This is a genomic window from Bacteroidales bacterium (genome assembly GCA_035342335.1).
In the GTDB taxonomy this organism is placed as follows: Bacteria; Bacteroidota; Bacteroidia; order Bacteroidales; family JAGONC01; genus JAGONC01.
The window spans coordinates 151836-171170 of record DAOQWY010000004.1; the positions used below are offsets into that span (position 1 = coordinate 151836).

The following is a 19335-nucleotide window of genomic DNA, read 5'->3' on the forward strand; positions in this document are numbered from 1 at the left end:
ACGAGCCTATGACAAAAGTTGATGTTCTGTTAGGCCTTCAATGGGGAGACGAAGGCAAAGGGAAGGTTGTGGATGTGTTGTCTGAGGATTATGATATCATTGCCCGGTTCCAGGGTGGAGCCAATGCTGGTCATACCCTCGAGATCGAAGGGGATCGGCATATTCTCCACCTCATTCCTTCGGGTATCTTTCATGAAAGCAAGATCAATGTCATCGGCAATGGGGTAGTGATCGATCCGTGCATCCTGAGAAGGGAGATTGCCGGCCTCCGAAAGAAACAGGTGGATGCCTCCCGGAATCTGTACCTGTCAAAAAAGGCGCACCTGATCCTGCCATCCCACCGGCTGCTGGATGCTGCATACGAACAAATCAAGGGTAAGTCAAAGATCGGGTCGACACTCAAAGGGATCGGCCCGGCCTATACGGACAAGACCGCCCGTAACGGGATCCGGCTCGGTGAAATTCTGTATTCAGGATTCTATGATCTGTACAAGTCGTTGAAAGATCATCACATGGGGATCGTTGCCCTGGCGGACTGGGATTACAAAGCCTGCCTGCTCGACGGGATCCCGTTTGAGGAGTATGAAAGTCAGTGGTTTGAATCCATTGAGATGCTGAAAAATTTCCGGATCATCGACAGTGAGTACTTCATCAATCAGAAGCTGGCTGATCATAAGACCATTCTCGCGGAAGGAGCCCAGGGAACGATGCTTGACGTTGAGTTTGGCACCTATCCGTTTGTCACCTCCTCCAGCACCGTCTGTGCGGGAGTCTGCACTGGTCTGGGCATTGCGCCCGCCAGGGTGGGGAACGTGTTTGGCATCGTCAAGGCCTATTGCACACGTGTTGGCAGCGGACCCTTCCCAACGGAATTAGACGATCCAACCGGTGAGCAGATGCGGGTGAAAGGGAACGAATACGGCTCGACCACCGGAAGGGCCAGGAGATGCGGCTGGCTTGACCTGGTAGCCCTGCGCTATGCGATCATGCTCAACGGGGTTACGGACCTGATCATGACCAAAGCTGACGTTCTCAGTGGTTTCGAGCGCCTGAAGGTCTGCACTCACTACCGCAGGAACCTTGACGTGATGGATGCGTTCCCGTACGGTATTTTACACGAACCGGTCGTACCTGTCTACCAGGAAATGGAAGGATGGGATCAGGATCTGCAGTCCCTGGGATCGTATGATGCAGCACCAAGCGCGTTTAAAGAGTATGTACGGTTTATTGAACAGGAAGTAAGGGTGCCCTTTTTGTATATTTCAACCGGAGCCGGCCGGAAACAGATTTTTAAGATCAGGAAGGCATCATAGCTTACGCTTGACTTCCCGTTGTTCATATCCTTCGATGATGTCACCCGCCTTGATATCGTTGTAATTTTCAATGCTCAATCCGCATTCATAGCCTGACGACACTTCCTTCACATCTTCCTTGAACCGTTTAAGAGATCCCAGCTGACCTTCATAGACAACAATTCCATCGCGGATGACCCTGATTTTCGTATTCCGTGTAATTTTCCCGTCCAGCACGATGCACCCTGCGATGGAACCCACTTTGGTTATTTTGAATACCTCCCGGACTTCCACGTTACAAAGGATTTTTTCTTCGATATCCGGTGCGAGCATTCCTTCAATGGCATCCTTGATCTCATTGATGGCGTTGTAGATGATGGAATACAGCCGCATGTCGATCTGTTCCTGTTCAGCCAGTTTCCTGGCGCTGAGGGATGGGCGCACGTTGAATCCGATGATGACTGCGTTGGAAGCGGAAGCCAGCAACACATCCGATTCCGTGATCTGCCCCACCGACTTATGAATGACGTTGACCTGCACTTCTTCGTTGGAGAGTTTAAGCAGCGAGTCGGAAAGAGCTTCTACCGATCCGTCGACATCGCCTTTGACGATCAGGTTGAGTTCTTTGAAATCGCCGATGGCGATTCTGCGGCCGATCTCATCCAGTGTGATATGCTTCTGGGTCCGCAGGCCCTGTTCGCGTTGCAGTTGAAGCCGTTTGTTGGCGATGGCTTTGGCATCCCGTTCGTCAGGCAGTACATTGAAGCGGTCACCGGCCTGGGGTGCTCCGTTCAGTCCCAGGAGCAGGATGGGTTTGGAGGGGCCGGCGACCTTGATGATTTGGTTCCGTTCGTTATACATAGCTTTCACCTTGCCAAAATGAGCTCCGGCAAGGACAATGTCACCAACTTTCATTGAACCTTCCTGTACCAGGAGTTTGGCAATGTAACCACGGCCTTTGTCGAGGGAGGATTCAATGACCGCGCCGGTGGCTGGTTTTTTGGAATTTGCCTTTAACTCGAGCACTTCAGATTCCAGAAGGACCTTGTCGAGCAGCAGGTCAATGTTCGTCCCTTTTTTGGCGGATATTTCCTGGCACTGGTATTTGCCGCCCCAGTCTTCCACCAGTATGTTCATTTTGGCCAGTTGTTCCCTGATCTTTTCAGTATTTGCGTTGGGTTTATCAATTTTATTGATGGCAAATACGATGGGTACGCCGGCGGCCTGGGCGTGGTTGATGGCTTCCACTGTTTGCGGCATGATGTTGTCATCGGCCGCGACGACAATGATCACCACATCGGTCATCATCGCACCGCGTGCCCGCATGGCAGTGAAGGCTTCATGGCCGGGTGTGTCAAGGAACGTGATGGATTTGCCGTTTTCCAGCATCACCTCATAGGCTCCGATGTGCTGGGTGATCCCCCCTGCTTCCCCGGCAATGACGTTGGCATGGCGGATGTAATCAAGCAAAGAGGTCTTTCCGTGGTCAACATGTCCCATCACGGTTACGATAGGGGCACGTTCTTCCAGATCCTCCGGCCGGTCGGTCTCTTCGGTATGGAGAATGGCCTCCTGTACCTCAACGCTGACAAATTCAACCTTGTAACCAAACTCGTCGGCCACCACGGCCAGTGTTTCAGCATCCAGCCGCTGATTGATGGATACGAACAGTCCCAGGGTCATGCAGGTGGAAATGATCTGCGTCACAGGAACATTCATCATGGTGGCCAGCTCATTGGCGGTGACAAATTCAGTGACTTTGATCACTTTCTTTCCCTCTTCAATTTTCTGTTCTTCTTCCATCTTGAGTTTTTGAACCATTTCCCTCTTAATTTTCCTGTATTTGGAAGCTTTCGATTTACCTGTAGCGCTTAAACGCTGAAGCGTTTCCTTGATCTGTTTCTGGATTTCATCTTCTGAAACCTCAGGACGGAAATGGTCACGGGGTATATGGCGGTCTTTGAACCGCGGTTTCGTTGTCTTTTCGGTCTTTCTCTCTTCGAAGCGGGTATCTTTCTCATCCGAAGGTTTCCTGATGCGTTTCCGCTTCTTTTTTGCTTTCAGCTGCTCATCCGAGGAAGATGCAACAGGTTTTTTCTTTTCCGGTTTTTTGACTTCCGGCAACTCGATCGTCCCCAGGATGGTGGGGCCTGCCAGTTTTTCTGTTCTTACCCTGATGAAGTTCACATCATCCCTGGGAGATTTTTCCACAGGCGGTTCTTCAGCTTTAACCTCTTTTTCCCCTGCATCAACGGCTTCCGTCTGAGCAGGCGTTTGCGAAACAGGTGTGCCGCTAACCTCAGCAGGAGCTGGTTCGGGGGATGGCTGGGCTTCTGCCTCTTTCTCCGCCACAGGTACTTCCTCGGCAGGCCTGGCGGGGCGATCCACTTTTTTCGCCCGTTTACCGGTAAGCTTATCAAGTTCCATCTGGCCCAGGATCTTAAGCTTCGGTTCCAAGCCTTTTTTTGCCTTGATGACCTCGGGTTCGGTTGTTTCTTCTTCGGTTGTTTTGGTTTTTGCCTCGCTAAGGTCAGCAGTGATCAGTTCTGTTCCGTCGGCAGGGGCTTCGTCAGCCGGCGGTACACCGGTCAAAACGCCGGCTTTTTCTTCCCTGGCTTCTTCAGCCTCTTTTTTTACGGTTGGTGGTGCTTCCGGAGCCTCTTTGGGTGATTCAGCTTCTTTTTTTGCAACCTTTCTGACCGGTTCGGCCGCCTTGCCAACCGACGGCCTGGTCTTTACATCTTCGTATCCGTAATCCTCATAATCGAAGGATATACTCTTGATGATCAGTTCGCTCTGGTCCTTAGAGCCTTCTTTGTCAACCTCTTTCAGCATCCTGTCATCGATGGAGATCGTATGATGATCCGAATAGTCCAGCCCGATTTTATCCGCTTCTTCCTTGACAAATTTCTCTGACTGGAATTCATTCATGAGTAAAGCGTACATCTCGGATGTAAGCTTGGCATTGGGAGATTCTTCCAGGTGGTGTCCCTTTTTCTTGAGGAATTCCACGATGGTGGTAATGCCAATGTTAAACTCCTTGGCGGCCTTGACTAATCGTATTACTTTACTCGTTTCTTCCATAAAGTGCTGAGGGGTGTGCCTCTTAACAGATTGCGAAAATAATCATTAATTTCATCCAACGGTTCAATTTTTGAATTACATGGTTGATTCTCAATTTATTGATTCAATTAAATTTCATTCAAATTCAGCTTTCAGTATTTTTATCACCCATTGAATGGTTTCCTCCTCAAGTTCAGTACGTTTCACCAGATCGTCGGTACTGAGTTCCATCACACTTTTTGCCGTATCACATCCTATATTTTTTAGTTCGTCGATGATCCACTGATCTATTTCATCGGAGAATTCCTGGAGATCCACATCGTCTTCCACATCGGTGTCGGTATCCCTGTAGACATCGATCTCGTAACCTGTCAGTTTGCTGGCCAGTTTGATGTTGAATCCGCCTTTGCCGATGGCCAGTGAAACCTGATCGGGTTTCATGTAGACTTCTGCCCGTTTGTTTTCTTCATCAATGATGATGGAGGATATTTTGGCGGGGCTGAGTGAACGTGTTATGTAAAGGGATGGGTTGGTGGTGAAGTTGATCACATCGATGTTTTCATTTTTCAATTCCCTGACGATGCCATGGATGCGTGAACCTTTCATCCCGACACAGGCACCGACCGGATCGATACGGTCGTCGTAGGATTCGACAGCGATTTTCGCCCGTTCACCGGGAACACGGACTATTTTCTTTATGGTGATAAGACCGTCGTAAACCTCAGGTACTTCTGATTCAAAAAGCCTTTCCAGGAAGATCGGCGATGTACGCGACAGGATGATGATCGGTGTATTGTTGCGCATCTCCACCTTCGACACCACAGCGCGGATCGTGTCGCCCTTCCGGTAAAAATCCGTCGGGATCTGTTCTGATTTGGGCAGGGTCAGCTCGATGTACTCATCATCCAGCACCAGGATCTCTTTTTTCCAGACCTGATATACTTCACCCGTAATGATCTCGCCGATCTTGTCCTTGTATTTCCGGTAGATGTTGTCTTTTTCATATTCCTGGATCTTGGAGATCAGGTTTTGCCGGATGGTCAGGATTTCCCTTCTGCCAAAGTCCTTCATTTTGATTTCTTCCGATACTTCTTCCCCCACCTCGAAATCCGGTTCGATCTTGATGGCCTCTGAGTAAGCGATCTGCGTATTGGGATCCTCAACAGCGCCGTCTTCAACAATCTCCCTGCTGCGCCAGATCTCAAGATCTCCTTTATCGATATTGACAATAATGTCGAAATTATCTTCCGAACCGAATTTCTTGGTCAACAGATGCGTAAAAACATCTTCCAGGATGCGCATCAGTGTCTCGCGTTCGATATTTTTGAATTCCTTGAATTCCGAAAACGTTTCAACTAAATTGATATGTTCCATAGCCCATTCTGATATTAAGCAACGTTATATTCATCGAAGGAGACGACTCCTTTTGTTTCCTTTATCTGATCGAAAGGCAGCCTGTAAGGTTCAACATCCTGTTCCTTGCCGCCTTTTTTTTTCTTTGGCCTGACCTCAATGAATTTTTCATCCACCTGGAGCAGCGCCCCCCGGATGATCGTTCCATCCTTTAGCAGGACCTGAACCTGGCGCCCCACGTTTTTACGGTACTGCCTCAGGTAAAGGTACGGGTGATCAATTCCGGCGGAGGATACCCTGAGCTCAAAATCCTCTGCATCCCGGTTGAGATGGGATTCAATATAACGGCTCAGCCCGGCGCAATCGTCAATGGTCACTTCCCGGTCGCCGTCGATGTAAACCAGGATCCTGTTACCCGGCTTGACCAGCACATCCATCAGAAACAACGGGCCGCCGGCAAGGTGGTCGTTGATCATGTTCACTATTTGCGTTTGCTCGATCATTGTTTGTGTCATGGTGCAGGAATAAAATAGGGGACGCCGGTCCCCTCCATTCCAAAGCACATACGTCTGTCGTTCCTTCGAAAAGAGCTGTTGTCCGACCAGGGCTCGAACCTGGACTCTTCTGAACCAAAATCAGACGTGTTGCCAATTACACCATCGGACAGGAACAGGCCTTTTCGAAAAGGTCTGCAAAAATACAAAAAAATTCACATATTGTTCCAGCAGGCCATTATTTGTTGGAACTTCGGCCATTTCTTTGTTTTCCGGATCATCTGTGAGAAAAATGGAGGCAGTCCGGTAAGGTACAGGTAAAATTCATAATTTAGCTCCCGGGTTTTATCGTTGACCTTAACTTAATTAATTCTGTTTAATGAAACCATATAACCGGTACAACACGATCCTGGGTTGGATCGTCTTTGCTGTCGCGACAGTTGTTTACTCGCTGACGGTAGAACCTACAGCCAGCTGGTGGGACTGTGGCGAATACATAGCCACAGCTTATAAACTTCAGGTCGGGCATCCGCCTGGTGCTCCGTTCTTTCAGCTGGCGGGCCGGTTCTTTTCCCTTTTTGCCTTTGGCGACACTTCCCGGGTTGCCCTCATGATCAACATGATGTCGGTCCTGTCAAGCAGTTTCACCATCCTGTTCCTGTTCTGGACCATTACGATGCTGGCAGAAAAGATGGTTTTCTGCAAAGGCGAAGAGATCACAGCCGGACAGGCCTACACCGTTTTGGGTGCCGGACTGGTCGGTGCGCTGGCCTATGCGTTTTCAGATTCTTTCTGGTTTTCAGCCGTCGAAGGTGAGGTTTATGCGATGTCCTCTTTTTTCACCGCACTGGTTTTTTGGGCGATCCTCAGATGGGAAAAAGTTGCCGGGGAGCCACACGCCTTCAGGTGGCTGATTTTCATCGCTTATATGATGGGACTTTCCATTGGTGTCCACTTGCTCAACCTGCTGGCCATACCTGCCATTGCATTCGTGTATTATTACAAAAAACAGAAAGCGACCTCAAAAGGGATGATCCTTACCGGAGTGATTTCCATTCTGCTGCTTGCTTTCATCATGTACGTGATCGTTCCTGAGATCGTTAACCAGTTTGCCACGGCGGAACTGCTGTTTGTCAACACGTTCGGATTGCCCTTCAACTCGGGTACGATCGCTTTCTTTATCATCATCATCGGATTAAGTGTCACCGGTATCCTGTATACCATCAAAGACCCCGTATCGAACGTACTCCGGTGGTCGATGCTTATCCTGCTGGGATGCCTGGTCGTTTTAATTCTGGCTGCAAGTTCTTCCGGGGGGAATTTTGTCATACGCCTGATCATCTGTGGCGTACTCCTGACCCTGCTCTACATGGCTCGCAACCGGAAAGCCCTGCTCAACACGGTCGTTCTCTCTTTTGTGTTCATCCTCATCGGCTACTCCTCTTTTCTGCTGATCGTGATCCGTGCCAATGCCAACACACCCATCAATGAAAATGAACCTTCCGATGCCATCAGCCTGTTATCCTATCTGAACAGAGAACAATATGGTGATTGGCCTATTTTCTATGGTCCGTACTACAATGCACCCCTGGATCCGGAAAATCCGTATAAAGACGGGAATCCGATCTATATAAAAGATTTAAATACAGGAAAATACGTTATTACAGACGATCGAAAGTCTTCGATTCCGAACTATGACAACCGTTTTTGCACCATTTTTCCGCGTATGTGGAGTAACCAGAAGGAGTCACATATTTCCGCCTACAAGCAGTGGGGCAGGGTGAAAGGTCATCCCATACGCTATACCAACCGGCAGGGAGAAGCCGAGGTCATCAACAAACCTACTTTCGGTGAGAATCTGCGGTTCTTTTTCAGTTACCAGGTAGGACATATGTACTGGCGCTACTTTCTCTGGAACTTTGTCGGGCGTCAGAATGATATTGAAGGGCACGGGGGGATCTCAGAAGGCAACTGGATCAGTGGAATCCCTTTCATCGACAAGATGCACATCGGCAGCCAGGAGTATCTGCCTTTCAGCATGAAAAACCCTGCCCGGAACAAGTTTTATGCGCTTCCTCTGATACTGGGACTCGCCGGGTTGTTCTATCAGCTGAAACGTGATAAGAAAAATACCTTCGTGGTGGCCCTGTTGTTTATCATGACCGGTTTTGCCATCATCATTTATCTCAACCAGTACCCGTATCAGCCAAGAGAGAGGGATTATGCCTATGCGGGATCATTTTATGCCTTTGCTATCTGGTTAGGGATGGGTGTCATGGCTGTTGCGGAGTTATTCAACCGTTTCTTAAAACAGCATCACGCTGCCATCTTTGCGACGGTATTGTGCTTTTTACTGGTGCCTTTCATCATGGCACAGCAGGGCTGGAATGACCATAACCGCTCCGGTAAATATGCAGCCAGGGATTTTGCTGCCAACTATCTGAATTCCTGTGCTCCGAATGCAATCCTGATCACAAACGGGGACAACGACACTTTCCCCCTGTGGTATGCCCAGGAGGTGGAAGGGATTCGGACCGACGTCAGAGTGGTCAATTTCATGCTGGCCAGCGGTGACTGGTATGTCCGCCAGATGATGAAAAAAGTGTATGATTCGGATCCCCTGCCCTTTACCCTGAAAGCAGAACAGTACAATAAAGGTGTCAACGAGATCATCCCTTATTACGAGGAATCCAGTATCAAGGGAAGATCCGAATTGAAAAAGGTGATCGATTTCATCGCCAGTGAAAGTCAGTCCACCAGGTTGCCTGTCCAGAGCGGCGAATGGATCAACTATTTTCCGACCAAAAGTGTCCGGTTATCCGTCGACTCGGCCAACGCAGTGAAAAACGGCGTTGTTCCTGCATACTATGCTGACCGGATTGAACCCTTTGTCGACTGGCAGATCAAAACCAATTACTTATACCGGAACGATTTGATGCTGCTTGATTTTCTGGCGACCAACAACTGGAAGCGCCCTCTTTATTTTGCCAACCCAAACAGCGTCAGCCAGGTACTGGATATTGACACCTACTGTCATCTTGAAGGATTTGTCTACAGGTTCATGCCGGTAAAAGCCGAACACCATATCCGGGGCCTTTCGGGGTTGAACACGCAGGCCTCATATGACATCCTGATGAATAAGTGTAAATGGGGTAACCTGAACGATCCGGGGGTTACTGTGGACCGTGAGAGTTTTCGCAATACCATGATTCCCAAACAGAATTTCATGCGATTGGTACAGGCCTTAATGGATGCTAAAAAGGCGGATTCGGCAGTCAGGGTGACCGACCGGGTGATTGAAATATTTCCCAACGAAAAATTCCCGTTCGACCTGTACATGATCCCCTTCCTGGAGATCTATTACCAGGCAGGAGAGATCGAGAAAGCTAACCGGATGAACGAGATCCTGCTCAATAATCACGAAGGGAATATCATCTATTACCAGTCACTTTCCGGCAAGTTCGCTGAATATTATTCAGAAGACCAGGAACAGGCGTTCATGGTCTTGAACCGCCTGGCGGAGCTTGCCCGTGAATATGACCAGAAAGAACTTGCCGACCGTATCGATGGGGTCATAAAATACCGGCTGGAACTTTTTAAGTAATTTCCCTGGTATTTCTCTTTTTAGAGCGCCAGACCATGAAGGTCCCCAGCAGTATGAAGGGAATGCTCAGGGATTGGCCCAGGTTCAGAAGGTACTTTGCCTCAAACTGCACCTGGGGCTCCTTCAGAAATTCGATGAAAAACCGGGACGCAAATATCAAAATCAGAAACATCCCAAAAAGAAATCCGGGCCGGGGGTGTCCTCCCTTATGGTCGTAGTGCCATAACAAATAGATAAAGATCAGCAGGTAGGTCAGTGCTTCATAGATCTGGGTCGGATGACGGGGAACCAGGTTATCCCTGACAAAGATAAATGCCCAGGGCAGGTCAGCTGGCTTGCCAAAGATCTCTGAATTCATCAGGTTTCCGAGCCTGATCAGTACGCCCGACAGGGCAACAACGATGACAATCCTGTCGAGGGTCCACAGAAAGGTCTGCGAGCTTTTCCTTGAAAAAAGGTAAATGGCCAGGATGATCCCAATGGCTGCCCCGTGACTTGCCAGTCCTCCTTCCCATATTTTGAGTATTTCCAACGGATGGCTCAGGTAGTAGGCTGGTTCGTAGAACAGGCAATGTCCGAGCCGCGCACCGATGATGGTGCCAACGACCATAAAGGTCGTAAGCCTGTCCAGCTCCTTGACGGGAACACCCTCCTTGCGGAAGAACCGGGCCATGATCAGGTACCCAACGTAGAAACCCAGCGCAAAGAGCAATCCGTACCACCTGACCGACAGAGATCCCACGTGAAATATTTCCGGATGGACATTCCAGGTAATGTAGTTTAAGATCATAAAGCAGAAATCAAAGATCAAAAGTAAAATTTTTTTCTGACCTGGAAATAAACATTACCACGACAGGGTACGTTTCGTGCCTTTTCCGGATTAACAGGTAAACCCATCCTTTCAGTGACCGATTCGCTTGTTTGTCAAATTGCACTAACCCTGGTTCCCGGTGTGGGGGGAGTCAACGGAAGGAAGCTGGTGGCATACTGCGGCGGAGTGGAGGCTGTTTTCAGGGAAAAGACCAAAGCCCTGCTCAGGATTCCCGGTATCGGCAACACCCTTGCCGGAGCGTTGCACAGTGCCGATGTGATCTCCCGTGCTGAAAAGGAAGCCCGGTTCGTGGAGAAAAACAGGATAAGGACTGTGTTTTATACGGACAAGGAATATCCCCGGCGGCTGCACCATTGTGCCGATGCCCCCATGATGCTCTATGTCAAAGGACCGGTTGATCTGAACAACGACAGGATCCTGAGCATGGTCGGTACCCGGAGCGCCACCGAATATGGAAAAGAGGTGGTCAGTCACCTGATCGATGGCCTGGCTGCATTTAATGTATTGATAGTTAGTGGTTTAGCTTATGGGATCGATTCCTGTTCCCATAAAGCAGCGCTGTTGAACAACCTGCCGACGGTGGCAGTGCTGGCCCACGGCCTCGACAGGATCTACCCCCAGGCCAACCGGTCACTGGCTGTCAGGATGATTGAATGGGGAGGACTGGTGACGGAGTTTATAAGCGAGACCAATCCCGATAGGGAAAATTTTCCGAAACGGAACCGGATCATTGCCGGACTTGCCGATGCAGTTGTGGTTGTGGAAGCCGGCAGGAAGGGTGGAGCCCTGATCACGGCGGAAATCGCCAATTCGTACAACCGCGATGTGTTTGCTGTTCCGGGGAGACTATCGGATGAATATTCGGTAGGATGTAACTTCCTGATCAGGACCAATAAAGCTGCCCTGATACAATCAAACGAGGATATCATTTACCTGATGGGATGGGAAAAATCCGGGGAATTCACCGGCAGCAGGCAGGCATTGCTGTTTCATTCGCTGACACAGGAGGAGGAGATGCTGGTGAAAATCCTGGATGCACAGGGGGAATGCACCGTTGATTGGTTGTCGCTGCAATCAGGTCTTACACTGGGGAAAGTGACTTCCCTGCTGCTGACCCTGGAGTTCAAAGGAATCGTTAAAAGCTTGCCAGGGAAGATTTATAAGATGGGATGAAGCTTACAGGCTCTGCCTTTTGTATCTTTACATCCTGAATAAATGCAGATGGAAGGGCTCGTTACAAAATCCACCGGCAGCTGGTATCTGGTCCGTTTACCCGACGGCACACATCTTTCCTGCACACTCAGGGGAAACCTCCGCCTTCGGGGGATCAAGACCACCAATCCCGTTGCCGTGGGCGACAGAGTGGAGGTGGAATATTCCAGCGACAGAGGAGTTGGCGTGATCAGGGATATCCTTAAAAGGCACAATTATATCATCCGGAAATCAACCAAATTATCAAAGATATCCCACATCATCGCTGCCAACATAGACCAGGCCTTTCTCATTGCCACCCTGGCCCAGCCCCGTACATCCACCGGGTTTATCGACCGGTTCCTGGTAACGGCGGAAGCCTATCATATTCCGGCCGGACTGATCTTCAACAAGCAGGATCTGTATGATAAGGAACTCCAGCAGCGTCACGATGAACTGGTCGCATTGTATTCGCACATAGGCTATGCTTGTTTTGGGACATCTGCCCTGACCGGGGAAGGCATTAGATCGCTGGCCTATGCTCTGCAGCATAAAACCACCCTTTTTTCCGGTCATTCGGGTGTTGGAAAGTCAGAAATAATCAATGTTCTGGAGCCGGGATTGAAATTAAGGACTGCCGAAGTCTCCTCCTACCACCTCAAGGGGGTTCATACGACCACTTTTGCAGAGCTTTTTGAGCTCTCCTCCGGAGGATTCATCATTGATACCCCCGGGATCAGGGAATTTGGGCTGATTGATTTCAAAAAAGAGGAAGTTGCCGAGCGGTTTCCCGAGATGCGTGCTCTGATGCATCAGTGCCAGTTCCATAACTGCACCCACGTCCACGAGCCCCGGTGCGCTGTCAAAAAAGCCCTGGAGGAAGGAACGATCGATGCCGGGAGGTATCGGAACTATTTACGCATCCTTCAGGGCGACTGGGATGAGATGATCATATAAATGTACAGGTTATGCGTGTCGTCATTCAGCGTGTTAAGAATGCTTCCGTGGTGATCAACGGAAAAGTAAAAGGACAGATTGGTCAGGGCCTGCTCATTTTGCTGGGTGTTGAACCGGCTGACACCCTGGAGGATGCGGAGTGGCTGTGCGGCAAGATCGTACGGCTGAGGATCTTTGATGATCCCGGGGGTGTGATGAACCTGGCTGTGACCGATGTCCATGGAGAAATCCTGGTCATCAGCCAGTTCACCCTGCACGCCAGCACAAAGAAAGGGAACCGGCCTTCCTATATCCGCGCTGCCCGCCCTGAAGTGGCCATTCCGTTGTATGATCACTTCATCCGGACCCTGCAGGGATTGATGGGTACACCTGTCCAAAGCGGGGACTTCGGAGCCCTGATGCAGGTGGCCCTGGTCAACGACGGACCGGTCACCATCCTGATCGACAGCCGGAACAAAGAATAGAAGCCAAAATTAAAAGCTATATTTCAGGCCCAGGCTGGGCATGATAGGTAACTGGTCCACCCGTTCGTTGGTGACACGGTCGATATAAAATACATTATCCCGGTTGTATACGTTGGTGGCTCCCAGGTTGATCTCCAATTTCGCGTGGTTCCCTATAAAGAAAATCTTTTTGAAGTTGATGTCCAACCGGTGAAAAACCGGTAAACGGCCCTGGTTGACCTCGCCATATTGGATACCCAGGTTTCCGTTTACAGTGGTGTAATCCGTGTTGATCCCATCATAAAACGTTATTTTTTCGTAAAATCCCTGGGTTTCCGTAAACGGGAACCCAGTGCCCAGATTCCACCGTGAACTGAATTCCCAGGTTCTGGCCGGACCAAGGGTATACGTCAGAACGAGATTCACATTGTGGCGACGATCATAGTGCGGGTAGTATCCGATGATGCCGTCATCCAGTTTGATGTATCCCAGTGAGTACACACCCCAGAAATAAAACCGCTCATATTCGGTCTTGACCGAAAAATCCATCCCTGTGGCATATCCCTTTTCAATGATGAAATCCTTCTTCAGTTCATCAGGCTTATCCGCATTGTCTTCGGAATCGTCATAGATCTTGTTGCGGTTAAGATTGGTCAGCTGGGAGAAGTTTTTATAATATCCCTCCAGGTTAAAGATGATATGCCTTCCCAGGTTATATTCAAATCCAAGGATGGCATGCTGGGCCTTTTGCAGTTTGTGGTTCACATCCTTGCCGTCGAATTCCTCAGGCAGGTTGTCGGGCCCTGACAGAAATCCGTAGAACAGGTTCACCACGTCGCGGTCCGACCGGGCACTGATCAGGTTCTGGGAGTATAATCCGCCAGCCAGCTTGATCCTGAAGTCATCCGTGGCATTGTATTTTAAGGCCAGGCGTGGCTCCGGTGACAGGTCTCCGAGCGATGCATACCATTGGACCCGGAAGCTCGGTTCGATCAGGAACTTCCCTGCGATCATCTTATACTGGATGTAAATTCCCAGTTCAGTGGTGTTCTCTTTTTGCTCGATCTTGCGGTTGAGGGAGTTGTAAAAATCAAACAATGTTTTAAATCCCATCATCTCAACACCATACTTTATCATATCCTTTCCCAGCAGATAGGTGAAGTCGAGGCCAAGATTGAATCCGTTGATCTGGCTCGACCGTGTTGGACTGGTACCTTCATCGAGGGTGATCTTATAGTCGGTATAGGCGATATATCCTTCCATCAAGGCCGGGGATTTCCCCGGAATGACCAGGAAGTTGGTGCCAACGCCATAGGAATCCCAGTGATAATCGGCGATCGACTGATAATCATTGACTCTGTCATCATACCGGAAACCAAAAAAATTGACCTTGCTGCCGTTGGCGGCATTCAGCGATATTTTCCCGTAGAGGTCGGTAAAGGTAAAAGGCAATCCTGCAGAGTCAATATACTGGTAAAATATTTCAGAGGATTTGTCCAGGTAGGAATGACGTCCGGAGAGGATGAAGGAGGAACTTCCCGAGCCGCCTTCACGTTGTTTTTTAATCGGACCTTCAATGAGCAGTTCTGCGCCGAATGTGCTGGCCCCCACCTTCCCGGCAAACCGTTTTTTATTGCCGTCGCGCGTTGTGATGTCGATCACCGATGAGATCCTGTCGCCATATTCAGCTCCGAAGCCCCCGGTGAAAACTTCCGTATTCCGGATGATATCCGTTTCGAAGACAGAAAACAGCCCAATGGAATGAAAGGGATTATAGATGGTCATTCCGTCAAGGAGCACCTTATTCTGGACAGGTGAGCCTCCCCGGATATAGAGCTGCCCCCCCTGGTCCCCTGTGAAGATCACCCCCGGAAGCACCTGCAGGTATTGCGCCAGGTCAGGAATTCCACCGATGGAAGGGATCTGGCTGATTTGTTTCGGGGTGATCTTGATGACCGATACCATGGTCTCTGTTTTTGATTCACTCCGCTCGGCCGTTATGTCAATGCCCTTCAGGACATAGGAAGCCTCCTTCAGATACAACTGTTTGGTTATTACATCATTGGGTCTGATGGTGACGGGCATGCGCAGTGTGTCATATCCGATGAAGGTCACCATCAAGGTATAATCACCGGGTGGAATGTGGGATATGGCAAAGTAGCCATTCTCGTCGGTGGCTCCACCATGGCTTGTCTGATAGAGATAGACATTGGTGTAAATGACGGGTTCCCCGTTGGTTTGATCGTAAACGAATCCCCTGATGGTCCCATCCTGGGCTGTAGCTTCCTTTACTGTCAGCTGTAAGACCATCAATAAAAGGAATCCTGAACTGAAAATCTTAACGAGGAACTTCATCAAATGTCAATTTGAAAGAAGTCACAAAATTATGGATTTTTTGGATTGGAGTTAGGATTCGAACCTTCGAAACATGATATAAAACCGACATTATCCTATGAAAAAAAGATTAACTTCGTACGCTTCAATGTATATCGAACTTTATATAGTTTGGATTGTTAATAGATCGTATGAAAGGTAAAAAAATAGCACTTCAGCAGGGGCGGCTGGTGGTCCCTGATCATCCCATCATTCCGTTCATAGAGGGCGACGGCACCGGTCCTGACATCTGGCGGGCAGCCAGGCGTGTATTCGATGCGTCGGTGGAGAAAGCTTACAGGGGCCACCGGCAGGTCATCTGGAAGGAGGTTTTCGCGGGCGAGAATTCGTTCAACCGCTTTGGGCAATGGCTCCCAGCGGAGACTGTTGAAGCCTTCAGGGAACACCTGGTGGGCATCAAAGGTCCCCTGACCACCCCCATAGGGGGAGGCATCCGCTCATTGAACGTCGCTTTGCGTCAGGAGCTCGACCTTTACACCTGCCTGCGGCCGGTACGGTATATTCCGGGAGTCCCTTCACCGGTGGTCAGACCACAGGATGTGGACATGATCATCTTCCGTGAGAATACGGAAGATATTTATGCAGGGATCGAGTGGGCGGCGGGTACACCAGAGGTTAAAAAGGTGATTGGTTTCCTTCAGAAGGAGATGGGGGTTGACCGGATCCGTTTTCCTGAAACCTCCGGTATCGGTATCAAACCCGTTTCCATGGAAGGGACCAAACGGCTGGTCCGTGCTGCGATCCGGTATGCGCTGGACAACGGAAGAACTTCGGTCACCCTGGTGCACAAAGGCAATATCATGAAGTTTACGGAGGGTGGATTCAAGAACTGGGGATATGAAGTTGCACAGCAGGAGTACCGGAATCAAACCGTGACCGAACGCGAAAGCTGGATCCTTTCCAACCAGGATGCCAACCCCGGTCTCACAGCGGAACAGAATGCGCAACGGATCGAGCCTGGATATTACCTGATGACTGATTCCCAGAAGGGTGCTGTGCGCAGGGAGGTGGAACAGGCTCTGACACTGGTGCCCACGCATGGCAATGGCCAGTGGAAGAGCAAACTGCTGATCCGCGACAGCATTGCCGACATCACCCTGCAGCAGGTTCTCACCAGGGCCACAGAATTCGATATCATCGCCACGCTTAATCTGAACGGGGATTATTTATCAGATGCCCTGGCCGCACAGGTGGGCGGCATCGGAATCGCACCGGGAGCCAACATCAACTGGGAAAGCGGACACGCCATCTTTGAAGCCACTCACGGGACTGCACCCAAATATGCCAATCTGGATAAGGTCAATCCCGGCTCGGTGATCCTTTCCGGGGGAATGATGCTCGGTTACCTGGGCTGGAAGGAGGCTGGAGAAATGATATGGAACGGGCTGGTAAGAACGATTGCACAGAAAAGAGTCACCTACGACTACCACCGGATGATGCCGGAAGCCACCCTTTTAAAATGTTCCGAATTTGCCTCTGCGATCATCGAAAATATGGAATGAGTTTTTACGTCCGATCATAATCCATCAACCATTGCCTTATGACCATCCTGAAACAAAAGTTACGCGAAAAGATTGAAGAATGGAGACCCAGGGTATCCCGCCTGGTTCATGAACATGCCGATGTTGTTGTCGACCAGGTTACGGTCGGACAGATCTTCGGAGGAATGAGGGGACTCAAATGCCTGGTGACCGATATTTCCTATCTGGATCCCTTGGAAGGGATCCGGTACCGTGGATTTACGCTGCCCGAGGTATTCGAAAAACTCCCAAGACCCAAAGGAGCAGAATCCCCTTATGTGGAGGGACTGATCTATCTTTTACTGATTGGTGAAATCCCAACGGAAGAACAGGTGGAGGACGTGATCGATGAATTTCACAAACGCAGGATCCTGCCCCGCTATGTCTACGACGTCATTGATCAGTTTCCCTGCTGCAGCCATCCGATGACCATTTTTTCATCAGCGGTGATGACCCTGCAGCGCGAATCGTTTTTTGCAAAAAAGTATGCTGCCGGGTTGAACAAGACCCTCTACTGGGAACCAACCTTTGAGGATGCGCTGAATTTGATTGCCAAATTACCGGAAATCGCTACGTACATCTATGCAAAACTCTACCGTGACGGAAAGCGTGTCCAATCGAATCCGGCACTGGACCTTGGCGGCAACTTCGCGCACATGATGGGCATTCCGAAGCCCTACGATGATGTTGCCCGTATGCATTTCATCATTCATTCCGACCATGAGAGCGGTAACGTCAGTGCGCACACCGGTCACCTGGTGGCCAGCACGCTCGCCGACGTTTACCTTGGTGTATCCGCCATGATCAACGGTCTTGCAGGTCCGCTGCATGGCCTGGCCAATCAGGAAGTCCTTCGCTGGCTTCACGAGCTGATGGACAGGATGGATCATAAGATACCCACGGAGGACGAGATGAAGCAATATGTTTGGGATACCCTGAATGCAGGGATGGTGATCCCTGGGTATGGGCACGCTGTTTTACGGAAGACAGATCCGAGGTTCCTCCTGCAACGCGAGTTTGCCCTGAAGCATATGGCCGATGATCCCATCTTCAAATACGTTGACCTTCTCTACCGGGTTGCCCCTCCAATCCTGATCGAGCACGGTAAGGCGAAAAATCCCTGGCCGAACGTTGACGCCCATTCCGGAGCCCTTCAGTGGTACTATGGGGTTAGGGAGTATGATTTTTATACGGTCCTGTTCGGTATCGGGCGGGCCATTGGGATCTGCGCCAATGTGATCTGGGATCGTGCGCTGATGTATCCCCTGGAACGTCCTAAATCCGTTACGACGGCCATGATCGAGGAAATCGTGGCGAAAGCCAAAAAGAAAGAGCCAGAGCAGGAGGTTGCCTCCTGACCGCATGGGGCTTGTGAGCTATTTAATGTATCGGGGTGTGTTAAAATACATTTTTTTAAACACGAAGGTACTCAAAGTTCTTCACAAAGGAACACTAAGTTTCTGATATCCAATAATAATACTTGGTGTCCCTTCGTGTAAACCTTCGTGTTCCTTCGTGGTTAAATACTTATGGCACACCCGTATATTTTACGGTTCTTTCCCCTAAATCAAGGTCCAGGACTTGTACCCGAGTCAATGCCAGTGATCTTTTCGATCTCTTGCCGCGCATAAAGGATCAGCTCCGGGAAAAACTCCCGGAATTCATCCCGGAAGGAGTCATAATGGTCGCGAAGATCGCTGACAGCTTTTTCCATTCCCGACCGGTAGGGTGTCCGGATGGCCATACCCCGGAGGCTTTGCTGGAGGAAATCCAGGTTTGCGTACGAAGCCAGCCAGTCGTCTTCCATCATATACGGAAGAATTCGCTTTGTGCGAGCGGGTAAAATATCAAAATTCTGCATCAGGATCGCATAGCTTCGAGCCGTAAATTCCGTCAGGTCCTGGAAAGAGTACGCCGACCAGCCTGTGGCCAGAAAATGGTCATAGAACATATCCGCCACTACACCGGCATATTTATGCTGGTTTCTGTACAGCCTTCTTTTGCTCCTGAGGTATACCGGATGATGGTCCGTAAACGAATCGATCCGGCGATGCAGCTGAATGCCCTGCACAATTTCCTCCCTGTAATGATCAAATGCATTTCCGGGAATGTGGTCAGCAATGAAATTCCCTACCAGGATATCCGGACGTTCTCCGGATAAGAATGCATGGGCCAGGAAATTCATCGTGATT

Annotated in this window: 13 protein-coding genes and 1 tRNA gene; 7 read left to right on the top strand and 7 right to left on the bottom strand. The window is 49.8% G+C overall.

Annotated features, from left to right (window positions below; all coding sequences use genetic code 11):
- Window positions 1–8: 8 nt before the first annotated feature.
- On the top strand, window positions 9–1313 hold the full coding sequence (locus PKI34_03540) for an adenylosuccinate synthase (GenBank protein HNS16877.1): 1305 nt from the start codon (window positions 9–11) through the stop codon (window positions 1311–1313).
- On the opposite strand, the gene infB is transcribed toward PKI34_03540, so the two are convergent.
- The 4 genes from infB to PKI34_03560 form a co-directional block, all read right to left on the bottom strand.
- Complete coding sequence (gene infB / locus PKI34_03545; GenBank protein ID HNS16878.1) at window positions 1308–4376, bottom strand: translation initiation factor IF-2; 3069 nt, start codon at window positions 4374–4376, stop codon at window positions 1308–1310. The two genes, PKI34_03540 and infB, sit on opposite strands and share 6 nt — an antisense overlap.
- A 114-nt stretch (window positions 4377–4490) precedes the next feature.
- Window positions 4491–5729: a transcription termination factor NusA gene (nusA, locus tag PKI34_03550; protein ID HNS16879.1), complete on the bottom strand. Its 1239-nt coding sequence runs from the start codon at window positions 5727–5729 to the stop codon at window positions 4491–4493.
- 14 nt (window positions 5730–5743) lie between these two features.
- A complete protein-coding gene (gene rimP, locus PKI34_03555) occupies window positions 5744–6223 on the bottom strand; it encodes a ribosome assembly cofactor RimP (protein ID HNS16880.1) in 480 nt (159 codons plus the stop codon).
- Between the two features lie 78 nt (window positions 6224–6301).
- Window positions 6302–6374: transfer RNA gene (locus PKI34_03560), tRNA-Gln, on the bottom strand.
- 207 nt (window positions 6375–6581) lie between these two features.
- On the opposite strand from PKI34_03560, the gene PKI34_03565 reads away from it, so the two are divergent.
- Complete coding sequence (locus tag PKI34_03565; protein ID HNS16881.1) at window positions 6582–9806, top strand: DUF2723 domain-containing protein; 3225 nt, start codon at window positions 6582–6584, stop codon at window positions 9804–9806.
- Here PKI34_03565 and lgt read toward each other — a convergent pair.
- Window positions 9799–10593, bottom strand: coding sequence for a prolipoprotein diacylglyceryl transferase (gene lgt, locus PKI34_03570; protein ID HNS16882.1), 795 nt, complete (start codon window positions 10591–10593; stop codon window positions 9799–9801). The two genes, PKI34_03565 and lgt, sit on opposite strands and share 8 nt — an antisense overlap.
- A 117-nt stretch (window positions 10594–10710) precedes the next feature.
- On the opposite strand from lgt, the gene dprA reads away from it, so the two are divergent.
- Genes dprA through dtd form a run of 3 tightly spaced genes read left to right on the top strand, consistent with a single transcriptional unit; the run spans window position 10711 to window position 13250 of the window.
- Window positions 10711–11811: a DNA-processing protein DprA gene (gene dprA / locus PKI34_03575; GenBank protein ID HNS16883.1), complete on the top strand. Its 1101-nt coding sequence runs from the start codon at window positions 10711–10713 to the stop codon at window positions 11809–11811.
- Window positions 11812–11859: 48 nt separating this feature from the next.
- Window positions 11860–12786 carry a ribosome small subunit-dependent GTPase A gene (rsgA, locus tag PKI34_03580; protein ID HNS16884.1) on the top strand — a complete coding sequence of 309 codons (927 nt, stop codon included), beginning with the start codon at window positions 11860–11862 and terminating at the stop codon, window positions 12784–12786.
- Between the two features lie 11 nt (window positions 12787–12797).
- Window positions 12798–13250 (top strand): D-aminoacyl-tRNA deacylase, encoded by a 453-nt coding sequence (gene dtd, locus PKI34_03585; protein ID HNS16885.1) that lies wholly within the window; start codon window positions 12798–12800, stop codon window positions 13248–13250.
- A gap of 9 nt (window positions 13251–13259) precedes the next feature.
- Here dtd and PKI34_03590 read toward each other — a convergent pair whose 3' ends face one another.
- The gene (locus tag PKI34_03590; protein HNS16886.1) at window positions 13260–15584 is read right to left on the bottom strand and encodes a TonB-dependent receptor; all 2325 of its coding nucleotides are present in this window, start codon (window positions 15582–15584) and stop codon (window positions 13260–13262) included.
- Window positions 15585–15754: 170 nt separating this feature from the next.
- Between PKI34_03590 and icd the strand changes: the two genes are divergently transcribed.
- Window positions 15755–17125: an NADP-dependent isocitrate dehydrogenase gene (gene icd / locus PKI34_03595; protein ID HNS16887.1), complete on the top strand. Its 1371-nt coding sequence runs from the start codon at window positions 15755–15757 to the stop codon at window positions 17123–17125.
- Window positions 17126–17163: 38 nt separating this feature from the next.
- Window positions 17164–18501 carry a citrate (Si)-synthase gene (locus PKI34_03600; GenBank protein ID HNS16888.1) on the top strand — a complete coding sequence of 446 codons (1338 nt, stop codon included), beginning with the start codon at window positions 17164–17166 and terminating at the stop codon, window positions 18499–18501.
- A 209-nt stretch (window positions 18502–18710) separates the two neighbouring features.
- On the opposite strand, the gene PKI34_03605 is transcribed toward PKI34_03600, so the two are convergent.
- Window positions 18711–19328, bottom strand: coding sequence for an ACP phosphodiesterase (locus PKI34_03605; protein HNS16889.1), 618 nt, complete (start codon window positions 19326–19328; stop codon window positions 18711–18713).
- Between the last annotated feature and the right edge of the window lie 7 nt (window positions 19329–19335).

What these genes read in the sequence shown, in the direction of transcription:
- PKI34_03540 (HNS16877.1), top strand. Translation starts at nt 9, where the DNA reads ATGACAAAAGTTGATGTTCTGTTAGGCCTTCAATGGGGAGACGAAGGC.
- infB (HNS16878.1), bottom strand. Translation starts at nt 4,376, where the DNA reads ATGGAAGAAACGAGTAAAGTAATACGATTAGTCAAGGCCGCCAAGGAG.
- nusA (HNS16879.1), bottom strand. Translation starts at nt 5,729, where the DNA reads ATGGAACATATCAATTTAGTTGAAACGTTTTCGGAATTCAAGGAATTC.
- rimP (HNS16880.1), bottom strand. Translation starts at nt 6,223, where the DNA reads ATGACACAAACAATGATCGAGCAAACGCAAATAGTGAACATGATCAAC.
- PKI34_03565 (HNS16881.1), top strand. Translation starts at nt 6,582, where the DNA reads ATGAAACCATATAACCGGTACAACACGATCCTGGGTTGGATCGTCTTT.
- rsgA (HNS16884.1), top strand. Translation starts at nt 11,860, where the DNA reads ATGGAAGGGCTCGTTACAAAATCCACCGGCAGCTGGTATCTGGTCCGT.
- dtd (HNS16885.1), top strand. Translation starts at nt 12,798, where the DNA reads ATGCGTGTCGTCATTCAGCGTGTTAAGAATGCTTCCGTGGTGATCAAC.
- PKI34_03590 (HNS16886.1), bottom strand. Translation starts at nt 15,584, where the DNA reads ATGAAGTTCCTCGTTAAGATTTTCAGTTCAGGATTCCTTTTATTGATG.
- icd (HNS16887.1), top strand. Translation starts at nt 15,755, where the DNA reads ATGAAAGGTAAAAAAATAGCACTTCAGCAGGGGCGGCTGGTGGTCCCT.
- PKI34_03600 (HNS16888.1), top strand. Translation starts at nt 17,164, where the DNA reads ATGACCATCCTGAAACAAAAGTTACGCGAAAAGATTGAAGAATGGAGA.
- PKI34_03605 (HNS16889.1), bottom strand. Translation starts at nt 19,328, where the DNA reads ATGAATTTCCTGGCCCATGCATTCTTATCCGGAGAACGTCCGGATATC.